The sequence below is a fragment of the Streptomyces sp. NBC_00440 genome (genome assembly GCF_036014215.1).
GTDB lineage: Bacteria > Actinomycetota > Actinomycetes > Streptomycetales > Streptomycetaceae > Streptomyces.
Genome location: NZ_CP107921.1, coordinates 6,984,270 through 7,008,933, shown reverse-complemented (window position 1 = coordinate 7,008,933; position 24,664 = coordinate 6,984,270). Strand labels below are relative to the sequence as shown.

Annotated in this window: 21 protein-coding genes; 14 read left to right on the top strand and 7 right to left on the bottom strand. The window is 70.2% G+C overall.

What is annotated here, in order from left to right:
- Window positions 1-62: 62 nt before the first annotated feature.
- Window positions 63-794, bottom strand: coding sequence for a FadR/GntR family transcriptional regulator (locus OHB13_RS31270; protein ID WP_328379298.1), 732 nt, complete (start codon window positions 792-794; stop codon window positions 63-65).
- Between the two features lie 74 nt (window positions 795-868).
- On the opposite strand from OHB13_RS31270, the gene OHB13_RS31265 reads away from it, so the two are divergent.
- The 12 genes from OHB13_RS31265 (at window position 869) to pssA (ending at window position 15,736) form a co-directional block, all read left to right on the top strand.
- Window positions 869-2,236, top strand: coding sequence for a glutamine synthetase family protein (locus tag OHB13_RS31265; RefSeq protein ID WP_328379297.1), 1,368 nt, complete (start codon window positions 869-871; stop codon window positions 2,234-2,236).
- An 11-nt stretch (window positions 2,237-2,247) separates the two neighbouring features.
- Entirely contained in the window at window positions 2,248-3,621 is a 1,374-nt protein-coding gene (locus OHB13_RS31260; protein WP_328379296.1) for an aldehyde dehydrogenase family protein, read from the top strand.
- Window positions 3,622-3,631: 10 nt separating this feature from the next.
- Complete coding sequence (locus tag OHB13_RS31255) at window positions 3,632-4,417, top strand: 3-oxoacyl-ACP reductase (protein WP_328380432.1); 786 nt, start codon at window positions 3,632-3,634, stop codon at window positions 4,415-4,417.
- Window positions 4,418-4,858: 441 nt separating this feature from the next.
- A complete protein-coding gene (locus tag OHB13_RS31250) occupies window positions 4,859-6,640 on the top strand; it encodes a 3-hydroxyacyl-CoA dehydrogenase family protein (RefSeq protein ID WP_328379295.1) in 1,782 nt (593 codons plus the stop codon).
- Between the two features lie 91 nt (window positions 6,641-6,731).
- A complete protein-coding gene (locus tag OHB13_RS31245) occupies window positions 6,732-7,547 on the top strand; it encodes a TetR family transcriptional regulator (protein ID WP_328379294.1) in 816 nt (271 codons plus the stop codon).
- Between the two features lie 388 nt (window positions 7,548-7,935).
- Entirely contained in the window at window positions 7,936-9,330 is a 1,395-nt protein-coding gene (ccrA, locus tag OHB13_RS31240; RefSeq protein WP_328379293.1) for a crotonyl-CoA carboxylase/reductase, read from the top strand.
- A gap of 9 nt (window positions 9,331-9,339) precedes the next feature.
- Window positions 9,340-11,352, top strand: a complete 2,013-nt coding sequence (locus OHB13_RS31235; RefSeq protein WP_266851412.1) for a protein meaA — start codon at window positions 9,340-9,342, stop codon at window positions 11,350-11,352.
- Window positions 11,349-12,323, top strand: a complete 975-nt coding sequence (locus OHB13_RS31230; RefSeq protein ID WP_266851414.1) for an HpcH/HpaI aldolase/citrate lyase family protein — start codon at window positions 11,349-11,351, stop codon at window positions 12,321-12,323. The genes OHB13_RS31235 and OHB13_RS31230 overlap by 4 nt, the downstream gene beginning before the upstream one ends.
- 3 nt (window positions 12,324-12,326) lie before the next feature.
- Window positions 12,327-12,830 (top strand): MaoC family dehydratase, encoded by a 504-nt coding sequence (locus OHB13_RS31225; protein WP_266851416.1) that lies wholly within the window; start codon window positions 12,327-12,329, stop codon window positions 12,828-12,830.
- A 42-nt stretch (window positions 12,831-12,872) separates the two neighbouring features.
- Window positions 12,873-14,078 carry an acyl-CoA dehydrogenase family protein gene (locus OHB13_RS31220; RefSeq protein ID WP_266851417.1) on the top strand — a complete coding sequence of 402 codons (1,206 nt, stop codon included), beginning with the start codon at window positions 12,873-12,875 and terminating at the stop codon, window positions 14,076-14,078.
- Window positions 14,079-14,247: 169 nt separating this feature from the next.
- A complete protein-coding gene (locus tag OHB13_RS31215) occupies window positions 14,248-14,895 on the top strand; it encodes a phosphatidylserine decarboxylase (protein WP_266851419.1) in 648 nt (215 codons plus the stop codon).
- On the top strand, window positions 14,882-15,736 hold the full coding sequence (gene pssA, locus OHB13_RS31210; RefSeq protein WP_328379292.1) for a CDP-diacylglycerol--serine O-phosphatidyltransferase: 855 nt from the start codon (window positions 14,882-14,884) through the stop codon (window positions 15,734-15,736). The genes OHB13_RS31215 and pssA overlap by 14 nt, the downstream gene beginning before the upstream one ends.
- A 91-nt stretch (window positions 15,737-15,827) precedes the next feature.
- Here pssA and OHB13_RS31205 read toward each other — a convergent pair whose 3' ends face one another.
- From OHB13_RS31205 to OHB13_RS31185, 5 genes are all read right to left on the bottom strand, one after another.
- Window positions 15,828-16,274, bottom strand: a complete 447-nt coding sequence (locus OHB13_RS31205) for a MarR family winged helix-turn-helix transcriptional regulator (protein ID WP_443062979.1) — start codon at window positions 16,272-16,274, stop codon at window positions 15,828-15,830.
- A 132-nt stretch (window positions 16,275-16,406) separates the two neighbouring features.
- Entirely contained in the window at window positions 16,407-17,567 is a 1,161-nt protein-coding gene (locus OHB13_RS31200; RefSeq protein WP_328379291.1) for a glycerate kinase, read from the bottom strand.
- Between the two features lie 99 nt (window positions 17,568-17,666).
- Window positions 17,667-18,209 carry a methylated-DNA--[protein]-cysteine S-methyltransferase gene (locus OHB13_RS31195; RefSeq protein WP_328379290.1) on the bottom strand — a complete coding sequence of 181 codons (543 nt, stop codon included), beginning with the start codon at window positions 18,207-18,209 and terminating at the stop codon, window positions 17,667-17,669.
- A gap of 31 nt (window positions 18,210-18,240) precedes the next feature.
- Window positions 18,241-19,710: an AlkA N-terminal domain-containing protein gene (locus OHB13_RS31190; RefSeq protein ID WP_328379289.1), complete on the bottom strand. Its 1,470-nt coding sequence runs from the start codon at window positions 19,708-19,710 to the stop codon at window positions 18,241-18,243.
- A gap of 76 nt (window positions 19,711-19,786) precedes the next feature.
- Window positions 19,787-21,202, bottom strand: coding sequence for a phytoene desaturase family protein (locus OHB13_RS31185; RefSeq protein WP_328379288.1), 1,416 nt, complete (start codon window positions 21,200-21,202; stop codon window positions 19,787-19,789).
- Window positions 21,203-21,289: 87 nt separating this feature from the next.
- Between OHB13_RS31185 and OHB13_RS31180 the strand changes: the two genes are divergently transcribed.
- Window positions 21,290-22,093: a nucleotidyltransferase domain-containing protein gene (locus OHB13_RS31180; RefSeq protein ID WP_328379287.1), complete on the top strand. Its 804-nt coding sequence runs from the start codon at window positions 21,290-21,292 to the stop codon at window positions 22,091-22,093.
- Between the two features lie 38 nt (window positions 22,094-22,131).
- Here the strand turns inward: OHB13_RS31180 and OHB13_RS31175 are convergent, their stop codons facing one another.
- Window positions 22,132-23,676: a purine-cytosine permease family protein gene (locus tag OHB13_RS31175; RefSeq protein ID WP_328379286.1), complete on the bottom strand. Its 1,545-nt coding sequence runs from the start codon at window positions 23,674-23,676 to the stop codon at window positions 22,132-22,134.
- A gap of 203 nt (window positions 23,677-23,879) precedes the next feature.
- Between OHB13_RS31175 and OHB13_RS31170 the strand changes: the two genes are divergently transcribed.
- The gene (locus OHB13_RS31170) at window positions 23,880-24,653 is read left to right on the top strand and encodes a GntR family transcriptional regulator (RefSeq protein ID WP_328379285.1); all 774 of its coding nucleotides are present in this window, start codon (window positions 23,880-23,882) and stop codon (window positions 24,651-24,653) included.
- Window positions 24,654-24,664 lie beyond the last annotated feature (11 nt).

Below are 24,664 nucleotides of genomic sequence, written 5' to 3'. Positions count from 1 at the left end.
GCAAGACCTCTGCACGAGACTTGGCGAGTTCCCGTACCCCCGAGGGGCCCGCCAACGGACCGTCAGGGCGCTGGGGTTGTCAGGAATCCCCGCAGGAGGGCGGCGGTCCCGCAGCAGTGCTCGCGCATCACCTCGCGCGCGCCGTCCGCGTCACCCTCCAGCACCGCCTCCACCAGTGCACTGTGCTGGGCCTGCGAATGCTCCAGATTCCGTACCAGCAGCGGAATGCAGTCCAGCAGGTCGTTCACGCCCGCCCGCACCGCCGCGTACTGGGCCGCCAGCGACGCCGAACCGGACAGCTCCGCGAGCGTCAGATGCAGCATCGTGTCGCGCCTGCGGTAGTCCGCCAGCGGCGCGTCATGGGTCGCCGCGAGCGCGGAGCGCAGCCGGTCGCTCTCCATGCCGGTCAGCCCGTGCGTCGCGCACAGTCCGGCCGCGCCGACCTCCAGCACCTCCCGGAAGCGCAGGGCGTCCTCGACATCGGTCTTCCCGATCCGGCGCCGCAGTTCGGCCTCGCCGGGATTTTCCGTACGCACCCGTACGAAGGTGCCGCCGTAGCGCCCGCGCCTCGCCTCCACCAGGCCCTGGTCCTGGAGTACCTTCAGCACCTCGCGCAGGGTCACCCGGCTGATCTGCAGCCGCTCGGCCAACTCCCTTTCGGAAGGCAGCCGTTCACCCTGCGGGACCAGACCGAGCCGGACTATCTGGAGTATCTGCTCCAGTGCCTCCTCGAAACCGTTGCCCGCGCGCACCGGCCGCAGCACGGGCGCAAGCCGGTCCAACGCACCGTCCATCACCAACACCTTCCCAATCAATGGTTCACCCGCATACCTTATGACCTCCGGATGCAGTGACAGGAGGCAGAACCGTGGCTGACCGCACGCCCCCACTCTCGACCGAGGAACTCGGAGTCCTCGTTGACGCCGGAGAGATCGACACTGTCGTCCTCGCCTTCACGGATATGCAAGGCAGGCTCCAGGGCAAGCGGTTCGCCGCCCGCTACTTCCTCGACACCGTCCTCGAACACGGCACGGAGGGCTGCAACTACCTCCTCGCCGTGGATGTGGACCTGAATACCGTCGGGGGCTACGAAATGTCCTCCTGGGAGCGCGGTTACGGAGATTTCGCCATGCACGGCGACGCCGCGACCCTGCGCCGCACCCCCTGGAACCCCGGCACCGCACTCATCACCGCCGACCTGGCCTGGCACGACCGCTCGCCGGTCGTCGCCTCCCCCCGGCAGATCCTGCGCCGCCAGCTGGACCGGCTCGCCGAGCGGGGCTGGAGCGCGTACGCCGGCACCGAGCTGGAGTTCATGCTCTTCAAGGACACCTACGAAGAGGGCTGGTCCCGCGGCTACCGCCAGATGAATCCGGCCAACCAGTACAACGCCGACTACTCGGTGCTCGGCACCGGCCGGGTCGAACCACTGCTGCGCCGCATCCGCAACGAGATGGGCGGGGCCGGCATGACGGTCGAGTCCGCCAAGGGCGAGTGCAACCTCGGCCAGCACGAGATCGTGTTCGTGTACGACGAGGCGCTCACCACCTGCGACCAGCACAGCATCTACAAGACCGGCGCCAAGGAGATCGCGGCCCAGGAGGGCATGTCGCTCACCTTCATGGCGAAGTACGACGAGCGGGAGGGCAACTCCTGCCATATCCATCTCTCGCTGCAGGACGCGGACGGCCGGCCCGTGCTGGCCGACGACAACGGCCCGTACGGCATGTCGCAGGTCATGCGGCACTTCCTCGCGGGACAGGCCGCCGCCATGCGGGACTTCACGCTCTTCTACGCCCCGAACATCAACTCGTACAAGCGCTTCCGCGACGGCTCCTTCGCGCCCACCGCCGTCGCCTGGGGCCCTGACAACCGGACCTGCGCACTGCGGGTGATCGGCCACGGCCGCTCGCACCGGCTGGAGAACCGGCTGCCCGGCGGCGATGTGAACCCCTATCTGGCGGTCGCCGCGATGGTCGCAGCCGGCCTGTACGGGGTGGAGAACGAGCTGGAACTCCCCGAGCCCTGCACCGGCAACGCCTACAACAGCGACGCCGTACATGTCCCCACCACGCTCCGCGAGGCCGCCGAGCGCTGGGAGAACAGCCCGATCGCCCGGGAAGCCTTCGGCGACGAGGTCGTCGACCACTACCGCCACATGGCCCGCGTCGAACAGGACGCCTACGACGCGGCCGTCACCGACTGGGAACGCTTCCGCTCCTTCGAGCGCATGTGAGGAACAACCACATGGTCAATGTGCACGAGCTGGACATCATCAATCCGGCCAACGAGGAACTGGTGGCCACCGTCCCCACCACATCCCCCGCCGAGGTCGACGCCGCAGTACGCCGGGCCGGCGCCGCCCAGGTGAAGTGGGCCGCCCTGGCACCCGCCGACCGGGCCCGCATACTGCGCCGGTTCGCCGACGTCGTGGACGCCCACCGCGGGCCGCTCGCCCGGCTGGAGATGCAGGAGGCCGGCCACCCGCTGGGCAACGCCGAGTGGGAGGCGGGCAACGTCCGCGATCTGCTGCACTACGCCGCCGGCGGAGTGGAACGCCTCAACGGCGCCCAGATCCCGGTCGCGGGCGGTCTGAACGTCACCTTCCAGGAACCGCTCGGCATCGTCGCCGTGATCGCCCCCTGGAACTTCCCGATGCCGATCGCCGCCTGGGGCACCGCCCCCGCGCTCGCGGCCGGCAACGCGGTCCTCCTCAAACCGGCCGAGACCACCCCCCTCACCGCGCTCCGGCTCGCGCAGTACGCGCTGGACGCCGGACTCCCCGAGGGCCTCTTCCAGGTCCTGCCGGGTGAGGGCCCGGTCACCGGCGCCGCCCTCGTCGACCACCCCGGCGTCGCCAAGGTCGTCTTCACCGGCTCCACCGCCACGGGCCGGCGGATCGCGGCCCGCTGCGCGGAGCAGACCAAGCGACTGACCCTGGAACTGGGCGGCAAGAGCCCCAACATCGTCTTCGCCGACGCCGACATCGAGGCCGCAGCGGCCGCCACCCCCGGATCCTTCCTCGACAACACCGGCCAGGACTGCTGCGCCCGCAGCCGCATCCTCGTCCAGCGCTCGGTCTACGACCGCTACATGGAGCTGCTGGAGCCCGCGGTCAGAGCGTTCGTGGCCGGCGATCCCGCCGACCCCGCCACCCGGATGGGCCCGCTGATCTCCCACGCCCAGCGCGAACGGGTACGGTCCTACGTTCCCGAGGGGACACCGGCCGCCATCCGCGGCGAGGCGCCCACGGGCAAGGGCTTCTGGTATCCGGCCACCGTCCTGGAAGGGCGCCCCGACGACCGTACGGCCGTCGAGGAGATCTTCGGCCCGGTCGCCGTCGTCCTCCCCTTCGACGACGAGGCCGATGCGATCCGGATCGCCAACGCCACCGACTACGGGCTCTCCGGCTCCCTGTGGACCCGCGACGTCGGCCGGGCGCTGCGCGTCTCGCGCGCTGTCGCGGCCGGCAACCTCTCCGTCAACTCCCACAGCAGCGTGCGCTATTCGACCCCCTTCGGGGGATTCAAACAGTCCGGACTCGGCCGTGAGCTGGGTCCGGACGCACTGTCCGCCTTCACCGAGACCAAGAACGTCTTCATCGCAGCCAAGGGGTACTGAAGTGACTGAAGTGACCGACCAGAGCCCCGTGTGCCGCCGGCTGGTGGGCCGCACCGCAGTGATCACCGGAGCCGCCAGCGGCATCGGGCTCGCCACCGCCCGCAGGCTGGCATCCGAAGGCGCCAACGTCGTCTGCGCCGACATCGACGACAAGGCGGGCAAGGCCGCCGCCGCCGAGGTCGGCGGCCTCTTCGTCCAGGTGGACGTGGTCGAATCCGACCAGGTCGAGGCGCTCTACAGGACCGCCTTCGACACCTACGGCTCGGTCGACATCGCCTTCAACAACGCCGGTATCTCGCCGCCCGACGACAACTCGATCCTCACCACGGAACTGGACGCCTGGAAGCGCGTGCAGGAGGTCAACCTCACCTCGGTCTACCTCTGCTGCAAGCACGCCCTGCCCTATATGCGGGACCAGCGCCGCGGCTCCATCATCAACACCGCGTCCTTCGTGGCCGTGATGGGTGCCGCCACCTCCCAGATCAGCTACTCCGCATCCAAGGGCGGCGTGCTCTCCATGTCGCGCGAACTGGGCGTGCAGTTCGCCCGCGAGGGCATCCGGGTCAACGCCCTGTGCCCGGGTCCGGTGAACACCCCGCTCCTGAAGAAGCTGTTCGCCGACGATCCGGCGCTCGCCGAGCGCCGGCTGGTGCACGTCCCCGTCGGCCGGTTCGCCGAGCCCGAGGAGATCGCGTCCGCCGTCGCCTTCCTCGCCAGCGACGACTCCTCCTTCGTCAACGCCGCCGAGTTCCTGGTCGACGGCGGGATCGCGGGCGCGTACGTCACGCCCGTCTGACGCCCTGCCGCACAGCTCACCCGCCTCACCTCGCACCTCACCCCTCTCACCTCTCACCTCTCACCTCTCACCGGGCCGGCACCACCGTGTGCCGGCCCCGGCGGCGTCGTACCCCGGCCGCGTCGTACCCCCGGCCGCCGGCGCCGCGGCGATCCAACGGCGCAGCAGCGATCCAGATCACAGCGCTCCAGGGATGGCGCGCTCGTTACTCACCGGTTAGTCTCAAGTGAGCGGGACACCCTCCCGCTCGTTCCACCTCAGCGCGGCCTGGTGACGCAGCCGCCACGAGTGTCTGTCGGTTCAGCACTTCTGTACGACGTGGCCCCGGGACCGGGTCCGTCGGCCCCTCTCACGACACCTCACGCACGCCCCCGGTGTACCGCTGGTACGGCCGGGCACCGCGTGCACCCCTCAGTCGTCACTCATCCCTGGAGTCCCCTGATGGACATCCCTCTCCACACCATCGCCGTGGTCGGCCTCGGCACCATGGGCACCGGCATCGCCGAGGTCCTGACCCGCGGCGGTCGCGAGGTCATCGGAATCGACGTCAGCCCCGACGCCGCGGCCCGCGCCGTGGCGGCACTGGAAGCCTCCACCGCCCGCGCCGTGCAGCGGGAGCGCCTCACCGATCAGGAGCGGCTGGACGTCCTCGCCCGGTTCCGCACCTTCTCCGACCTCCAGGCCGCGGCCGACGCCGACCTGGTGATCGAGGTCGTGCCGGAGTCGTACGAGACGAAGCAGCAGGTCCTCCGCGCCCTGGACGGGATCGTGCGCCCCACCGCGGTCCTGGCCACCGGCACCAACGCCCTGTCCGTGACCCGGCTCGCCGCCGACACCTCGCACCCCGAGCGCGTCCTGGGCCTGCACTTCTTCAATCCGGCGCCGGCGATGAAGCTGGTCGAGGTGGTCTCATCGGTGCTGACCGCTCCGACGGCCGTCGAAGCCGTCACCGACCTCGCCCGCGAGCTCGGCAAGGAGCCCGTCGCGGTCGGCGACCGCCCCGGTTTTGTCGCTGACGGGCTGCTGTTCGGCTATCTCAACCAGGCAGCGGCGATGTACGAGGCCAAGTACGCGTCCCGCGAGGACATCGACGCGGCGATGCGGCTCGGCTGCGGGCTGCCGATGGGCCCGCTCGCGCTGCTCGACCTGATCGGCATCGACACCGCGCGCACCGTCCTGGAGGCGATGTACTCCGCGTCCCGGGACCGGCTGCACGCGCCCGCCCCGATCCTCAAGCAGCTCAGCAACGCCGGGCTGACCGGCCGCAAGTCGGGCCGCGGCTTCTACACGTACCAGGAGCCGGGCAGCGCCGACGTGGTGCGGGACGCCCTCACTCCGCTCGACAGTGCGCAGCTCGCCGCGGCCAGGCCCGTCACATCGGTGGGCGTCGCGGGCTCGGGGACGATGGCATCGGGCATCGCCGAGGTCTTCGCCAAGGCCGGTTACGACGTGGTGCTCGCCGCCCGCAGCCCGGAGAAGGCCGACGCCGCGAAGGCCCGTGTCGCCAAGTCGCTCGCCCGCTCCGTCGACAAGGGGCGGATGACCGCGGCGGCCCGTGACGAGGCGCTGGCCAGGATCGCCCCGGCCGGTTCGCTCGACGCGTTCGCCGGGGTGGATCTGGCCGTCGAGGCGGTCGCCGAGGACCTGGAGGTCAAGCAGCAGCTCTTCGAGATGCTCGACAAGGTCTGCAAGCAGGGCGCGGTGCTCGCCACCACCACCTCGTCGCTCCCGGTCATCGCGTGCGCCCGCGCCACCTCGCGCCCGCAGGACGTCGTCGGGATGCACTTCTTCAACCCGGCCCCGGCGATGAAGCTGGTCGAGGTGGTCCGTACCGTCCTCACCGCCGACGACGTCCACGCCACGGCCCGCGAGGTCTGCACGAAGGTGCGCAAGCACCCGGTGGACTGCGGCGACCGTGCCGGATTCATCGTGAACGCGCTGCTGTTCCCGTACCTCAACAACGCGGTCAAGATGGTCCAGGAGCACTACGCGACGCTCGACGACATCGACGCGGCGATGAAGCTGGGCGGCGGCTATCCGATGGGCCCCTTCGAGCTCCTGGACGTGGTCGGCCTGGATGTCTCGCTCGCCATCGAGCGGGTGCTGCACCGCGAGTTCCGCGACCCGGGTCTCGCCCCCGCGCCGCTGCTCGAACACCTGGTGGCGGCGGGCTGTCTCGGCCGCAAGACCGGGCGCGGTTTCCGTGAGTATGCCCGTCGCTGATCCGCCGGGCGACTGGGGCGGGCTGCTGGAACCGGGCGGCGGCCCGCCCCCGCAAACACGTTCCGCAGGTCCGATGCAGTACGTTCGGACCATGCCCGAGCTCACCGGCCCCGTCCGACGGCCTGTCCGCAAGAAGGCGTCGTCAGACGCCCCTGAGAGTGCCGCAGGCAGCCGCGCGGCCGCCCAGCGCCTCAAAATGCGCCGCGAACTGGCTTCGGCGGCGATGGAGCTCTTCGCTGCCAAAGGGTACGAGGCGACGACCGTCGACGAGATCGCGGCGCAGGCCGGGGTCGCCCGCCGGACCTTCTTCCGGCACTTCCGCTCCAAGGAAGAGGCGATCTTCCCGGACCACGACGACACACTGGTGCGGGCCGAGGCGGTGCTGAACGCGGCGCCGCCGCACGAGCATCCGCTCGACACCGTGTGCCGGGGCATCAAGGAGGTCATGCGGATGTACGCGGCGTCGCCGGTGGTCTCGGTGGCGCGGTACAAACTGACCCGTGAGGTGCCCACGCTGCGGGAGGCCGAGATCGCCTCGGTGGCCCGCTACGAGCGGCTGTTCACCCGCTATCTGCTGGGCCACTTCGACGAGCACGAGCAGCACGACGGCAACGACGACCCGCTGCTGGCCGAGGTGGCGGCGTCCGCCGTGGTCACCGCACACAACCACGTACTGCGCCGCTGGCTGCGGGCCGGCGGCCAGGGCGACGTGGAGGCCAGGCTCGACCACGCCTTCGCCATCGTCCGGGACACCTTCGGTACCGGGATAGGCGCCGGCCGCACCGCCGAGCGCCCCCCGGCCGCGACCGTGCGGAGCAGTGGTGAGGTGCTGGTGACGGTGGCGCGTACCGATGCCCCGCTCGACGAAGTCATGCGCACCATCGAGCAGGCGCTGAGGAAGCGCTGAGCACAGAACCGACCAGTATCTGACCGATCTGCATCGCGACGGCCGTCCCTCCGGGGGCGGCCGTTCCGGGTTTTCTGCTCATCCGTGGCCCGGGGGTGACAACTGAGAGAATTTGTTGGCACTCAGTGTCTTGCGGCTTGGCACGGGGTGCCATACGTTGAAGGTGTCCGGGCGGCCGGCGTACAGCGACCTTCGTATGCCGGCTGTCCCCGTGAACCACGTGTTCACGCGCCCGGACGCCTGCGTCACAGGCACCTTCAGCGCCCCACCAGAGCGCCGCCGCTCCACTCACGCCGAACCGACGGCACACCTCCACAGCAGCAGCCCCGCCTCCCGCGGGGCTCACCCCCGACCAACTCCCCCAACACGCTTCGCCGGAGGCAGCACCGTGAAGGAAATCCTGGACGCGATCCAGTCGCGGACCGACACAGCAAGCGGATCCAGCGCTGCCACGGCGGCCGACTTCGCCGCCCTGGCACTCCCCGATTCGTACCGCGCGGTGACCGTGCACAAGGACGAGGCGGAGATGTTCGCCGGCCTCGAAAGCCGCGACAAGGACCCGCGCAAGTCCCTCCATGTCGAGGACGTGCCGGTGCCCGAACTCGGCCCTGGCGAGGCCTTGGTGGCCGTCATGGCCAGCTCGGTGAATTACAACTCCGTCTGGACCTCGATCTTCGAGCCCGTCTCGACGTTCTCCTTCCTGGAGCGGTACGGCAGGCTCAGCGAGCTCACCAAGCGCCACGACCTGCCGTACCACGTCATCGGCTCCGACCTCGCGGGCGTCGTGCTGCGGACCGGACCCGGGGTCAACGCCTGGCAGCCGGGCGACGAAGTCGTCGCGCACTGCCTGTCGGTGGAGCTGGAGAGCTCCGACGGCCACAACGACACGATGCTCGACCCCGAGCAGCGCATCTGGGGCTTCGAGACCAACTTCGGCGGCCTGGCGGAGATCGCCCTCGTCAAGTCCAACCAGCTGATGCCCAAGCCCGGCCACCTCAGCTGGGAGGAGGCCGCGGCCCCCGGCCTGGTCAACTCCACCGCGTACCGCCAGCTGGTCTCCCGCAACGGCGCCGGGATGAAGCAGGGCGACAACGTGCTGATCTGGGGTGCCAGCGGCGGACTCGGCAGCTATGCCACCCAGTTCGCGCTGGCCGGCGGCGCCAACCCGGTCTGTGTCGTCTCCAGCGACCAGAAGGCGGACATCTGCCGCCGGATGGGCGCCGAGGCGATCATCGACCGCAACGCAGAGGACTACAAGTTCTGGAAGGACGAGCACCACCAGGACCCGCGCGAGTGGAAGCGGTTCGGCAAGCGCATCCGCGAACTGACCGGCGGCGAGGACGTGGACATCGTCTTCGAGCACCCGGGCCGCGAGACGTTCGGTGCGTCGGTGTACGTCACGCGCAAGGGCGGCACGATCGTCACCTGTGCCTCGACCTCGGGGTACACCCACGAGTACGACAACCGCTATCTGTGGATGTCACTGAAGCGGATCATCGGCTCCCACTTCGCCAACTACCGCGAGGCCTGGGAGGCCAACCGGCTGATCGCCAAGGGCAAGATCCACCCCACCCTGTCGAAGGTGTACTCGCTCGACGACACCGGCCAGGCCGCGTACGACGTGCACCGCAACCTGCACCAGGGCAAGGTCGGCGTCCTGGCGCTGGCGCCCGCCGAGGGGCTCGGGGTGCGCGACCCGGAGCTGCGTGCGCAGCACGTCGACGCCATCAACCTGTTCCGCAGCACCCCCGCGGAGCAGACCGCCGCCGGCCGGAACGTCTGAGGTCTCCAGATGACTGAGCGCCAGAAGGACCGCCCCTGGCTCATGCGGACATACGCGGGCCACTCGACGGCCGAAGCGTCCAACGAGCTCTACCGGCGCAACCTGGCCAAGGGCCAGACAGGTCTGTCCGTCGCCTTCGACCTGCCCACGCAGACCGGCTACGACCCGGACCACATCCTGGCCCGGGGCGAGGTCGGCCGGGTCGGGGTGCCGGTCTCCCACCTCGGTGACATGCGGCGGCTGTTCCAGGACATCCCGCTGGAGCAGATGAACACGTCCATGACCATCAACGCCACGGCCATGTGGCTGCTCGCGCTCTACCAGGTGGTCGCGGAGGAGCAGGGCGCGGACGCCGACCGGCTCCAGGGGACGACGCAGAACGACATCGTCAAGGAGTATCTGTCGCGCGGGACGCATGTGTTCCCGCCCGGACCGAGCCTGCGGCTCACCACCGACATGATCACGCACACGGTCGCCCACATCCCCAAGTGGAACCCGATCAACATCTGCAGCTACCACCTGCAGGAGGCGGGCGCCACCCCCGTCCAGGAGATCGCGTACGCCATGTCCACCGCGATCGCGGTCCTGGACGCCGTACGCGACTCGGGGCAGGTGCCGCCCGAGCGGTTCGACGCGGTCGTCGCACGGATCTCGTTCTTCGTGAACGCGGGGGTCCGCTTCATCGAGGAGATGTGCAAGATGCGCGCCTTCGGCCGCATCTGGGACCGGCTGACGCAGGAGAGGTACGGGATCACGGACCCCAGGAAGCGCCGCTTCCGCTACGGCGTCCAGGTCAACTCGCTCGGGCTCACCGAGGCGCAGCCGGAGAACAACGTCCAGCGCATCGTCCTGGAGATGCTGGCGGTCACCCTGTCCAAGGACGCGCGGGCCCGCGCCGTGCAGCTGCCCGCCTGGAACGAGGCTCTGGGGCTGCCCAGGCCCTGGGACCAGCAGTGGTCGCTGCGGATCCAGCAGGTGCTCGCCCAGGAGAGCGATCTGCTGGAGTACGAGGACATCTTCGACGGCTCCCATGTCATCGAGGCCAAGGTCGATGAGCTCGTCCAGGAGTCGCTCGCCGAGATCGACCGCATCCAGCAGATGGGCGGCGCGATGGCGGCCGTCGAGTCCGGCTACCTCAAGTCGGAGCTGGTCTCCTCGCACGCCGGGCGGCGGGCCAGGATCGAGGGCGGCGAGGAGAAGATCGTCGGCGTCAACTGCTACGAGTCGACCGAGCCCAACCCGCTCACCGCCGACCTGGACACGGCGATCATGACGGTCGACCCGGAGAACGAGGCGAAGGTCGTGGCCGCCCTGCACACCTGGCGCGACAACCGCGACGAGAACGCGGCCCAGGAGTCGCTCGCAGCACTCAAGGCGACCGCGGCCGGTGACGGCAACCTCTTCGAGGCGACGGTGACGTGCGCCCGCGCGGGCGTCACCACGGGCGAGTGGTCCTGGGCGCTGCGCGATGTGTTCGGCGAGTTCCGGGCACCGACCGGGGTGGGCGGCGCGCCGGTCGCGGTGACCGCGGAAGAGGGCACCCCGCTCGCCGCCGTACGCGCGGCCGTGACCCGTACGGCCCAGGACCTCGGCAGCGGACGGCTGCGCCTGCTGGTCGGCAAACCGGGCCTCGACGGACACTCGAACGGCGCCGAGCAGATCGCCGTGCGGGCCCGCGACGCCGGGTTCGAGGTGGTCTACCAGGGGATCAGACTGACCCCCGAGCAGATCGTCACGGCGGCCCTGGCCGAGGACGTGCACTGCGTGGGCCTGTCGATCCTGTCGGGCTCGCACGCCGAACTGGTCCCCGATGTGCTCGAACGGCTGCGCGAGGCAGGCGCGTCCGACATCCCCGTGATCGTCGGCGGGATCATCCCCAACGCCGACGGCACAGCCCTCAAGGAGGCCGGCGTCGCCGCCGTCTTCACCCCGAAGGACTTCGGGATCACCGAGATCATCGGACGTATCGTCGAAGTGATCCGGAAAGCGAACAAGCTCGACCCTCTGGAGGTCCCCGCATGACCGAGTCAAGCAGCCCTGTGAACCGTCTGCGTCCGAGGCGTTCGTGTCTCGCCGTGCCCGGATCGAACCCTCGCTTCCTGGAGAAGGCCCAGGGCCTCCCCGCCGACCAGGTCTTCCTCGACCTGGAGGACGCCTGCGCACCGCTCGCCAAGGAAGGCGCCCGGCACACCATCGTCGAGGCACTGAACAAGGGCGACTGGACCGGCAAGACCCGCGTGGTGCGCGTCAACGACTGGACCACCCACTGGACCTACCGCGACGTCATCACCGTCGTCGAGGGCGCGGGCCACAACCTCGACTGCATCATGCTCCCCAAGGTCCAGGACGCCCAGCAGATCGTCGCCCTCGACCTGCTCCTCACCCAGATCGAGAAGACCATCGGCCTCGAAGTCGGCAAAATCGGCATCGAAGCTCAGATCGAGAACGCCAAGGGCCTCGTCAACGTCAACGAGATCGCCGCTGCCTCGCCCCGCAACGAGGCCATCATCTTCGGCCCCGCCGACTTCATGGCATCCATCAACATGAAGACCCTCGTCGTCGGCGAGCAGCCCCCCGGCTACGGCGCCGACGCCTACCACTACATCCTCATGAAGATCCTGATGGCCGCCCGCACCTACGACCTCCAGGCGATCGACGGCCCCTACCTCCAGATCCGCAACGTCGACGGCTACCGCGACGTCGCCAAGCGCGCCGCCGCCCTCGGCTTCGACGGCAAGTGGGTCCTGCACCCGGGCCAGGTCGAGGCGTCCAACGAGATCTTCTCGCCGTCCCAGGAGGACTACGACCACGCCGAGATGATCCTCGACGCCTATGAATGGTGCACGTCCGAGGCCGGCGGGAAGAAGGGCTCCGCGATGCTCGGCGACGAGATGATCGACGAGGCCAGCCGCAAGATGGCCCTGGTCATCTCCGGAAAGGGCCGCGCCGCCGGGATGCGGCGCACCACCGCCTTCGAAGCCCCGGAGGCCTGAACCATGCAGTTCGGACGCACCTACGAGGAGTTCGAGGTCGGCGCCGTCTACAAGCACTGGCCCGGCAAGACCGTCACCGAGTACGACGACCACCTCTTCTGCCTGCTCACCATGAACCACCACCCGCTGCACATGGACAGCAACTACGCGGAGAAGACCACCGACTTCGGCAAGAACGTCGTCGTCGGGAACTACATCTACTCCCTGCTCCTGGGCATGTCGGTCCCCGACGTATCCGGCAAGGCCATCGCCAACCTGGAAGTCGAGTCGCTCAAGCACATCGCACCGACCTTCCACGGCGACACCCTCTACGGCGAGACCACCGTCCTGGACAAGACCCCCTCCAAATCCAAGACCGACCGCGGAATCGTGTACGTCGAGACCAAGGGCTACAACCAGGACGGCACCGTCGTCTGCGTCTTCCGCCGCAAGGTCATGGTCCCCACCGCCACCTACATCAAGGAACGCGGCGGAGAACAGCCCGGCCGCCCCACGCCTTCCCAGTAGGCGAATTCCCACCAACTGCGTGACGTCACAGGAGAAGCAGTCATGAGCCGACTCGCCCAGACACCGGGTCTCACCGATGTGCAGCAGGAAATCCTGGCCACCGTCAGGGACTTCGTCGACAAGGAGATCCTGCCGGTCGCGACCGAACTCGAACACCGCGACGAGTACCCGTCCCAGATCGTCGAGGGCCTCAAGGAACTCGGCCTGTTCGGGCTGATGATCCCCGAGGAGTACGGGGGCCTGGGCGAGTCGCTGCTCACCTACGCGCTGTGTGTCGAAGAAATAGCGCGTGGCTGGATGAGCGTGTCGGGCATCATCAACACGCACTTCATCGTGGCGTACATGCTCAAGCAGCACGGCACCCAGGAGCAGAAGGACACCTTCCTGCCGCGGATGGCCGCGGGCGAGGTCCGCGGCGCGTTCTCGATGTCCGAGCCGGCGCTGGGCTCGGATGTGTCGGCGATCACCTCGAAGGGGATCAGGGACGGCGACGACTACGTCCTGGACGGCCAGAAGATGTGGCTGACCAACGGCGGCACGTCCTCACTCGTCGCGGTCCTGTGCCGCAGTGACGAGGGTCACCCCGAGGGGACCGCCCGGCACAAGTCGATGACGACCTTCCTGGTCGAGAAGGAGCCGGGCTTCGGTGAGGTCCGGCCGGGTCTGACCATCCCCGGCAAGATCGACAAGATGGGCTACAAGGGGGTCGACACCACCGAGTTGATCATGGACGGCCTGCGAATTCCGGCCAATCGCGTACTTGGTGGCGTTACGGGCCGAGGGTTTTACCAAATGATGGACGGAGTGGAAGTCGGGCGGGTGAATGTCGCAGCGCGTGGCTGTGGAGTGGCACAGCGCGCCTTCGAGCTGGGCATCAGCTACGCACAGCAACGTCACACTTTTGGCAAACAGATCGCCCAGCATCAGGCAATTCAGTTCAAGCTGGCCGAAATGGCTACCAAGGTAGAAGCCGCCCATGCGATGATGGTCAATGCGGCACGCAAAAAGGACTCCGGGGAACGAAACGACCTTGAAGCGGGGATGGCCAAGTATCTGGCCTCCGAGTACTGCAAGGAGGTTGTGGAGGACGCCTTCCGCATCCATGGTGGATACGGGTTCTCCAAGGAGTATGAAATCGAGCGGCTCTACCGCGAGGCCCCGATGCTGCTGATCGGCGAAGGTACCGCCGAGATCCAGAAAATGATCATCGGTCGGCGCCTCCTCGAAGAGTACCGATTCCAGGGCTGATTGTCCCTTTCGTGGTGATATATCAGCGAAGAAGATCACAGCCAGTCATCATCTTCCGGCCGCCGACTCGGCTTCCTGGCTTGCCCAGTTGTGGTCCACAACCGATAGCATCGCCCGAAAGCCGCCGTCCCCCGTTCCCGCGCGGCATCATCCGCTACGAAGGTCATTCATGCCCCACAGCCAAACCTCTGCACCACGCGGTCGAGTCCGTCTCGCGCGCGGAGCATCGCCGTGGCTCCTGCCGACTGTCGCAACCGCGGCGCTCAGCCTCGCCCGGGCCCGCCGGTCCGGCCGCTGGGCTGCTGTCGCCGTGCCCACCACCGCCCTCGCGGCGGGAATGCTGTGGTTCTTCCGCGACCCCGAGCGGGAGATCACACAGGGCCGGGTCATCTCCCCGGCCGACGGTGTAGTGCAGAGCATCATGCCGTGGAAGGACGGGCGCACCCGCGTCGCGATCTTCATGAGCCCGCTGAACGTCCACGTGAACCGCGCACCGCTGGCGGGCACCGTGACGTCCGTCGAGCACATCCCCGGCGGTTTCGTTCCGGCGTTCAACAAGGAGAGCGAGAACAACGAGCGCGTTGTCTGGCACTTCGACACCGAGCTCGGCGACATCGAGATGGTGCAGATCGCCGGCGCCGTCGCACGACGCATCGTGCCGTACCTTCCCCAGGGTACGAAGGTGGAGCAGGGCGAGCGGATCGGCCTGATCCGTTTCGGCTCTCGCGTCGACATCTACCTTCCGGAAGGTATCGATGTCGCGGTCGAGGTCGGCCAGCCCACCACCGCGGGGGTGACTCGAATTGACCGTGATTGATCCGGAGACGCAGACCGCCTGGGTTCCCGAGGCGGAGGCCGAGGACGACATCGAGGACATGCCGCTGTCACTGCGGCTGTCGATAGCGGACACGCTGACTCTCGGTAACGCGACGTGCGGATTCATGGCGGTGTACTTCACCACCACGGGAATCCTCATCCCGCACCTCCAGGGCAGCCAGGAGACCGGCATGGGGCGGCACTCCGCCGCGACCGCCGTGATCCTGATGCTGCTCGCCGCGATCTTCGACCTCTGCGACGGGCTGGTGGCGCGGAAGCTGCGCAGCTCGGCGATGGGCGCGGAGCTGGACAACCTCTCCGACCTGATCAGCTTCGGGCTCGCCCCGGCCTACTTCGTGCTCGTGTACGGGATGGTCGCGGACGACGCGCACCAGCGCGTGGCGGCGGTGGCGGCGATCGTGGTGCTGCTGGCGGTGGTGCTGCGGCTTGCGCGGTTCTCCTGCGTGACCATGAAGGACGGCACCTTCCAGGGGATGCCGTCCCCCTTCGGGGCGCTGACGGTGGTCTCCATCGTGCTCCTTGAGCTGCCCTTCGTGCCGACGCTGCTCGCGGTCATCGGGGTCGCCTGGCTGATGGTGAGCCGGGTCGAGTACCCGAAGCCGCGGGGCGTCCTCGCGGTGGGGATGCTCAGCTGGATCGTGGGCGCCATGGGTCTGCTCGCCGCCTGGGCGTTCGACGCCCCCGGCGGCCAGCTGCTCCTGCAGACCGGCTGCGTGCTCCAGGTGGTGCTGGGTGCGGTCATTCCGCTCTTCGCCACCGCACGCCGGGTGAACACCTTCCGCGGCAACCGCCGCGAGGCGCGTACGGCGCAGCTGCCGTAGCTCCTGGACAACGCCGGAGGGCCCCGAGTGCATCAGCACTCGGGGCCCTCCGGCGTTCCCGGCCCGGACCGCTGAGCGCGGCCCGCCCGGGTCACGGAGTCCGGCCGGCCTCGGCACGGGCTGCGAAGACCCGCTCCAGCAGGTCCGCGAGTGCGGTCCGGTCGGCGTCGGGCAGGGCGGCGAGACCGGCCAGCGTCGTGTGCATCCCCGCCCTGATCGCGTCGACGGTGCGCTCGCCCTCCGCGGTGAGGAGGACGTTCTTGACGCGCCGGTCGGTGGGGCTGGGTTCCCTGCGTACGAGTGCGCGCTTCTCCAGCCGGTCGATGATCCCGGTCATGTTGGAGGCGTCACAGGCCAGTGTGGTCGCCAGGGCGCGCATCGCGGACGGCCCCCGGCGCAGCACACTGAGCGTCTTGCCCTGGCTGGCGGTGAGGCCCTCGGCGGCGGCCGCGGTCGTGAAGTCGCCGTAGTAGGCGCCGAGCGAGACCGAGAGCAGCTCCATGAGCCGGTCGGTACCGGCTCCGGGGGTTTCTGGCATGGGGCGATGCTACGCCAGGAAAGTTGACCATCTCAAACATTCGGGCGGGGGCCGGCCGCCCCTGCCCTGCGGCACGGGCCGGGCCGGGCGGTGACCCGCCCGGCCCGGTTCACACTCCGGAGTGACCGGCTGTCACTCGCGTACCAGGAAGTCGCGGGCGATGTTCTCGGCGGCCTGCTCCAGGAGCGGGCCCGCGTTGGCGATACAGCGCTCCACGTCGGGTTCCAGCTCCGTGAGGGCGTACGCACGGCGGATGCCCGCCCTGCCGAGGACGTCGGCCGGGAGCGTGAGGCGGCCGCAGACCGCGACGACCTCCTTGCCCGCGGCCCTCGCCGCCGCGGCGACACCCGCCGGTGCCTTGCCGTGCAGGGTCTGCTCGTCGAGCGAGCCCTCGCCGGTGACGACCAGGGTCGCCCGGGCCACGGCCGGGGCAAAGCCCAGGACGTCGAGCATCACGTCGATACCCGCGCGGAAGCTCGCTCCCAGGCCGACCAGCGCGCCGAAGCCGATACCGCCCGCGGCGCCGGCCCCCGGCGCGAGAGCGGCTTCCGCGGCCCCCGCACCGATGGACTTCTCCAGCACGGCGGCGAAGTGCGTCAGCGCGGCGTCCAGGGCCGCGACCTGCTCCGGGGACGCGCCCTTCTGCGGCCCGTACACCGCGGGCGCGCCCTTGGGCCCGGTCAGCGGGTTGTCCACGTCGCTGGCGAGGACGATCTCCGTACCGGCAAGACGGGTGTCCAGACCGGACAGATCGGCGGTCGCCAGCTCGCTCAGTCCCCCGCCGCCCGGCCCCACGGGCTGTCCGGCCGCGTCCAGGAAGCGGGCGCCGAGCGCGGCCAGCATGCCCGCGCCGCCGTCGGTCGTGGCGCTGCCGCCGACGCCGAAGACGATGGACCTGGCCCCCGCGTCGAGCGCCGCGCGCAGCAGCTCACCGGAGCCGTACGTCGTGGCGGTCAGCGGTGCGAACACGCCGGCGGGCAGGTGCTGGAGGCCGGATGCCTCGGCCATTTCCACCACGGCCACACCGTCACGCAGCGCGAACGCCGCGGTCAGCTGCTCGCCGAGGGGCCCGGTGACCCGCACCTCGTGCCGGTCGAACCCCGCCGCGACCGCGGCGGCGACGGTGCCGTCCCCGCCGTCGGCGACGGGCAGGGTCTCGACCTCCACACCGGGAACGATCCGCCGCAGGCCGGCCGTCACCCGCTCAGCGACCTCCACGGCCGTGAGGGACCCCTTGAATTTGTCGGCCGCCACGAGCACCCGTGCGGCTTCAGTTACTGCTCCGTCCGTCACCTTGTTTATCCCTTGCTTTCGAACAGGCAGTCGCGCCGCTCCGACCCTATCCGCACCACCTGCCCGCTGCCCATACGGACCGGTCAGAAGACGGACCGGTCAGAAGAGGGCGTACTCCCCCGGAGCTGCGCCGCCCGACTCGAAGGCCAGCAGCCGCTGCTTGCGGTCGAGCCCGCCGCCGTATCCGGTGAGACTGCCCGTCGAGCCGATCACCCGGTGGCAGGGGACGATGATCCCGACCGGGTTCTTGCCGTTCGCCAGGCCCACGGCCCGTGAGGCGCCCGGTCTGCCGAGCCGGTCGGCGAGGTCGCCGTACGAGCGGGTCTCGCCGTACGGAATCTGCCGCAGCTGCTCCCAGACACTGCGCTGGAAGGGCGTGCCCGCCAGGTGCAGCTCCACGGTGAACTCGGTCAGCGCGCCGTCGAAGTACGCGGTCAGCTCCTCCCTGACCTGCCCGAAGGGCCGGGGGTCGGGTTCGCCGAAGGTCTCGTCGGGCGGCCTGTGGCGCTGTTCCGTCATATACAGGCCGCTCAGCAGGCCCCCGGTCGCCACGAGGGTGAGCGGACCGTACGGGCTGTCGACCACGGTGTGCTGCTTCGCGGCCGGGTTCACTGACGGTTTCACGGACAGTTTCGCGGACATGGATGTGCTCCTCTCCCCGGAATTTCGGGAGTCAGACGGGCAGCTGGTTGATGGGGTGGGAGTCGGTGGCCCACAGGTACTGCACGGCGTACGCCCGCCAGGGCCGCCAGGCCGCGGCCCTGGCGGTGAGCGCGGCAGGTGTCGACGGCAGGCCCAGCTCCCCCGCCGCCCGCCGGATGCCCAGGTCGGTGGGGAGGAAGGCGTCGGGGTCGCCCAGGGCGCGCATCGCGATGACCTCGACCGTCCAGGGGCCGAAGCCGGGCAGGTCGAGCAGCCTGGCGCGGGCCTCGTCCCAGTCGCTGTCCGGTCCGAGCGTGAGCGACCCGTCGGCGAGCGCGCCGACCAGCGTGGTCAGGGTGGTGCGCCTGCTGCGGGGCAGCGCCAGGGCCTCCGGGTCGAGGGCCGCCAGGGCTTGCGGCGACGGGAAGAGATGGGTGAGGCCGCCCCTGGCGTCGTCGACGGGCACGCCGTGCGCGGCGACGAGCCGGGCGGCGTGGGTGCGCGCTGCGGCCGTCGACACCTGCTGGCCCAGCACCGCCCGTACCGCGAACTCCGCCGCGTCGACGGTACGGGGCACCCGCCGGCCCGGTGCCTTGTCGACCATCGGAGCCAGCAGCGGGTCGTTGCGCAGCTCGCCGTCGACGGCCACCGGATCGGCGTCGAGGTCGAGCAGCCAGCGGCAGCGGCTGATGGCGTGGGTGAGGTCGCGCAGATCGGTGAGCGAGAGCAGACAGCCGATGTGGTCGGGCCGGGGCGTGAGTTCGGCGATGCCGTGCCCGTACGGCAGGGAGAGCGTTCTGCGGTACGCGCCGTCCCGCCACTCCTCCACGCCCGGGACCCCGGTCGCCGCGAGGTGGCCGAAGAGGTTGTCCGGGTTGAGGGGCGCGCGGAACGGGAGCCGGAGCGGGATGGTGCCCGGGGTGTGCGGTCGCGCGCCGCGGGCGACGCGGGCGCGCAGTTCGCCGGGGGCGAGCGCGAAGACCTCGCGGACGGTGTCGTTGAAGGTACGGATGGAGGAGAACCCGGCGGCGAACGCCACGTCCGCCAGGGGAAGTTCCGTCGTCTCGATGAGGATGCGCGCCGTCTGGGCACGCTGTGCGCGGGCCAGTGCGAGCGGGCCGGCACCGAGCTCGGCCAGGAGCTGGCGCTCGATCTGCCGGGTCGAGTATCCGAGCCGCCCGGCGAGGCCGGGCACGCCTTCCCGGTCGACGATGCCGTCCCGGATCAGGCGCATGGCGCGGGCCACGACATCGGCGCGGGCGTTCCACTCCGGGGATCCGGGGCTGGTGTCGGGGCGGCAGCGCTTGCAGGCGCGGAACCCGGCCTGCTGGCAGGCGGCGGCGCTCGGGTAGAAGGTCATGTTCTCGACCTTGGGCGGCACGACCGGGCAGCTGGGACGGCAGTAGATCCTGGTGGTCAGGACGGCCGTGAAGAACCAGCCGTCGAAGCGGGCGTCCTTCGACTGGACGGCGCGTACGCAGCGCTCGGTGTCAGTGTGCATGGCTCAAGCATCGGCCACCTCCGGTACCGGCGGCTGGCGAGAATCCGACATCTCCCTCGCCGGGGATGCTGCCGGCTCACGTCCGGCGCAGCCGCCGCCATACCGCCTTCGCCGCGTTGTGGCCCGACATGCCGTGGACCCCGGGTCCTGGCGGGGTCGCCGCCGAGCAGAGGTACACCGCAGGGTGCGAGGTCGTGTAAGGGAACAGCGAGAGCTTGGGGCGCAGGAGCAGTTGCAGTCCGGAGGCCGCCCCGCAGGCGATGTCGCCGCCCACGTAGTTCGCGTTGCGTGCGAACAGCTCGGCGGGTCCCGCGGTGGCGCGGGCGAGCACGCGGTCACGGAAGCCGGGCGCGAAGCGTTCGAGCTGCCGCTCGACGGCCTCGGTGAGGTCGCCGTCCCAGCCGTTCGGCACATGTCCGTACGTCCAGAAGACGTGCTTGCCTTCGGGCGCCCTGGACGGGTCGACCAGACTCGGCTGGGCGCTGATCAGAAAAGGTGTTCCGGGGGCGCGGCCGCCCGATGCCTGGCGCAGCGCCGTACCGATCTCACGGCTGCTCGGGCCGATCTGCACGGTCCCGGCGACCCGGGGGGCCTCCGCCGTCCAGGGCACCGGCCCGTCGAGTGCGTAATCGATCTTGAAGGCGCTCGCCCCGTACCGGTATCCGTCGTAGGCCCGGCCGAGACCGGCGATGCGCGCGGCGGCCGTCGGCGAGGTGTCGAAGACGTACGCACGGGCGGGCGGCAGGTCGTCGAGCCGCTTCACCTCGAAGCCGGTGTGCACCACACCGCCCAGAGCACGCAGATACCCGGTCAGTGCGTCGGAGACGGACTGCGAGCCGCCACGCGGCAGCGGCCAGCCGCCCTCGTGCGCGGCCAGCGCGAACGTCAGGCCGACGGCGCTGGTGGCGAGGCCGTCGAGCGGTGCGATGACATGGGCCACGAGTCCGGCGAACAGCGCGCGCGCCCGGTCGTCGCGGAAGCGCTTCATCAGCCAGGTGGCCGGCGGGAGACCGGCCAGTCCGAAGCGGGCGAGGGTCAGCGGATCACGCGGCAGCGCGGTGAGCGGCAGCGACATGAAGTCCCGGGACAGCGTGTCCCACCGGCCGAGGAAGGGGGTGACGAGCCGCCGGTACGCACCCGCGTCGCGCGGCCCGAAGGAGGCCGCGGTCTCGGCGACCGACCGGGACAGCACAGCTGCGGTGCCGTCGTCGAAGGGGTGCGCCATGGGCAGTTCGGGGTGCAGCCACTCCAGGCCGTACCGGTCGAGCGGCATCGTCTTGAAGACCGGCGAGCCGACGCCCAGCGGGTGGACGGCGGAGCAGGGATCGTGGCGGAAACCGGGGAGCGTGAGCTCCTCGGTCCGCGCGCCCCCTCCGACGGTGTCCCGGGCCTCGAAGACCTCGACGGCGAATCCGCGGCGGGCCAGCTCCACGGCGGCGGTCAGCCCGTTGGGTCCCGCCCCCACGACGACAGCATCGAGCATCGACGGCACCTTCGGGCTCCTTCATCAGCCGACGGCCAGAGACCCCCAGGATATTCCCGCGCACCGACAGTGCGGCCGGGGGTAGCGTCACGGCCGATGAATCCGATGATCGAGACCATGGCCGAGCAACTCCGCGGCGTCCCCGGCATCACGGCGGTAGCCCTCGGCGGAAGCCGCGCGCGGGGCGCCGAGCGTCCGGGCTCCGACTGGGATCTCGGCCTGTACTACCGCGGCGCCCCGGACACAGCGGCCCTCACCGCGCTCGCGTGCGCCACGGCCGACCGGCCCGTCGAGGTGGCAGGCCCCGGCGGCTGGGGCCCCTGGGTGGACGGTGGCGCCTGGCTCACGGTCGGCGGGGTGGCGGTGGACTGGATCCTGCGCGACCTCGACCGGGTGCAGCGGGTCTGGTCGCAGTGTCGCGAGGGCCGTTACGAGGTGGGCGTCCAGCCGGGGCATCCGCTCGGCTTCTGGTCCCCCGCGTACCCGGGGGAAGTGGCGCTCTGCCGCGTACTCGCCGATCCCGCCGGGGAGTTGACGGCGCTGCGCGAGGAGACGCGCCGCTATCCGGAGCCGCTGCGCGCCGCGCTGACGGCGGCCGCCTGGGAGGCGGAGTTCTCGGTGGCCGCGGCCCGCAAGTCGGCGGACGGCGGGGACACCTTGCATGTCTCGCTCTGCCTCTCCCGGGCTTTCGGCATCCTTGCCCAGTCCCTGCACGCACACCACCGTGTCTGGTGCGTCAACGAGAAGGGCGCGCTGGCCGCGGCCGCCGCCCTGCCTCGGACTCCGGCCGGCTTCGCCGAGCGGGCGTCGTCGGCGCTGCGCGCACTGGACCCGGCGGCCGTGGAGGCGGCGGCCGCCCTGGTGGCCGAGGTGCGCGCGGTGCTCGGCTCCGGCGACTGACGGGCCCGGCCGGCCGAAGTCAGGGCGGCGGAGGCCCGTCAGGGCTTGGCCGGTACGTGCTGGTCCGCGGCCGGGGAGCTGTCCTGGCCCGGCTCCGCGCCCGCCGTGTCCTGCGTCTGCGCGGGCGCCGTCCCCGTCGCCTTCTCGGCAGCTGTCGGCTCCCCCGCGGCCCCCTGTTCCGGCAGCGCGGCGGGCCGGCGGTGCCACAGCGGTGGCAGGCGGTAGGTCAGCAGGTAGAGCACTGCGGCCACGGCGAACCCCACGTAGTACGTCAGCTCGCCCCAGCCCGGATGTGCGGCGGCGACCGGTCCTGTGTAGAGGTCCGACTGCCAGAAGGGCACCGAGCAGACGACCCCGGCCAGCCAGGCCACGAAGCCCCACTCCAGGATGCGGCGCTTCTCGTACAGCTCGGGGATCCGCGCCTTGTCGCGGCGCGGGCCGACGAAGTAGTCGAGCAGGATGACGGCCACGTACGGCGCGACGAAGTAGGCGGTGAGGTTGAGGAACACCTCGAAGGACGTGTAGATCCCGTCGGCTCCCCACAGGCTGACGCCGAAGGCGGCGGCGCAGATGAGGGTGACGCTCTGCCAGCGCTTGAGGGGCAGCCCCAGCGTCTGGAGGGAGATCGCGCCGCCGTAGACGTTGAGGAAGTTCTGCGAGAAGGAGGAGAGCAGGATCGCCAGCATCGCCGGGACGGACCACGGCCCGGTGAGTTCCTTCAGCGCCAGGATCGGGTCATCGGTGCTGGTCGCCGCACCGGCCAGGACGACTCCCGCGATGCCGAGCCAGGACAGGGTGACGAAGTTGCCCAGTGCCGTCAGCAGGCCGGCGGAGGTGCTGACCCGCTTGCTGTCCGGCAGATAGCGCGAGTAGTCCGAGGCGAACGGCAGCCAGGCGATGAGGAAGGCCAGGAACCAGCCGCCGAGCGTGACCCAGCCGCCGGCGGACCCGATGTATCCCGGAGCGCCGGGGTTGGCCGCCAGGAAGTGGCCGCCCCGGTACAGCGCGACGACCGTCACCAGGGTGAAGAGCAGGAACAGCACGACGGCCAGGATCCGCTGAAGGTAGTGGATCATGTTGTAGCCGAAGACGGCGACGGTGAGCTGGAGCGCGGTCAGCACCGCGGCCGAGAGCCAGAACGGGGTCCCCAGCAGGACGCCGAGCGCCTTGCCGCCGAGGATGACCGTGACGGCGGCCCAGCCGACGCCCGCGAAGACATTGATGTACGCCACGGGCAGCAGATTGCCCACGAAGCCCAGCGGGCCGCGGGCCTGCATCTGCTGGGGCACGCCGAGGCGCACCCCCATCCGGGACATGATCCCCATCGTGGCCGAGCCGACCAGGGCCCCGGCGAGGATGGCGGTGACCGCGGCGGTCATGGACAGGCCGAGGGCGGCGGCGCTGAAACCGAGCAGCATGATCGGGAAGTTGAGTCCTGCGGCGAACCAGATGGAGAACTGGGAGCCGGCCTTTCCGTGGCGCTCCACTTCGGGGATGTGGTCCACGCCGTACGGCTCCACCTTGGCGATGCTGTCGCGGTACCCCAGGTCGGGCGGTTGCTGCGCGGGCTTGTCACTGTCCATGCCATGCCTCCTACAGACTGCTGCCATGTTGTATGCCAGTGGTTAGAGTGAAAGTGCCATGTGTGCTTGTCAAGGGTTCCGGCAAGGACCGGTTCGCACTCCGCCCAACAGCCTTACGCGGGTGGGCAGAGGGGTGCACCGGGGTGCGACAGCGGCGCGATATCGTCTTGACGCTGCAAGGAAGAGCACCCTAGGTTCGTGCCATGCAAGATACTTCTTCGAGCGAGTCTTCGAGCGGGTCTTCGAGTGAGGGTGCGCTCCCGGCCGACCGCAACCCCGCCGTACGCAAGCAACGGCTGAGCGGTATGAGCATCCAGAGCCGGGTGATCGTCGAGCTGCGCGGCCGCATCATCTCCGGCGAACTCGCCCCCGGTACCAGCCTGTCGGAGATCGTGCTGGCGGAGGCGTTCGGCGTCAGCCGCACCCCGGTGCGCGAGGCTCTGAAGCAGCTGCAGACCGAGGGGCTCGTCGATATCCGGCCCCGGGTGGGGACCTTCGTCGCCGCGCCGTCGCGGCGGGAGATCACCGAGCTGTTCCAGATGAAGGAACTGCTCGAAGGCGCCGCCGCGCGCCTGCTCGCCCAGCGCGGCCGGGTCCCCGAACTGGACGCACTGGAGGCCAATCTGTCCACCGCCGATGCCGCGGTGCGCAGTGGCAACCAGGAGGGCTACGCCGAACTGGTCCACGAGTTCCACGACTTGGTGATGCGCGGCGCCGACAACGCCAAGCTCGCCGACCACTACCGCACCCTCATGAACCAGCTCGCCTACCCGCGCCTGGTGCACACCTCGCTGGCGCAGCCCGGCCGCCCCACCCGGTCCGACTCCGAACACCACCATGTGCTCGAACTGATCCGGGCCAAGGACGGGGACGGCGCGGAGCGGGTGATGCGTGAGCACGTACGGGCGAGCCACCGGGCGCTGATGGACGGTCTCGACCGGGCCGCTCCCGCCGCGGACGGCGGGGAGCCCGGCTGACCGGCATCAGG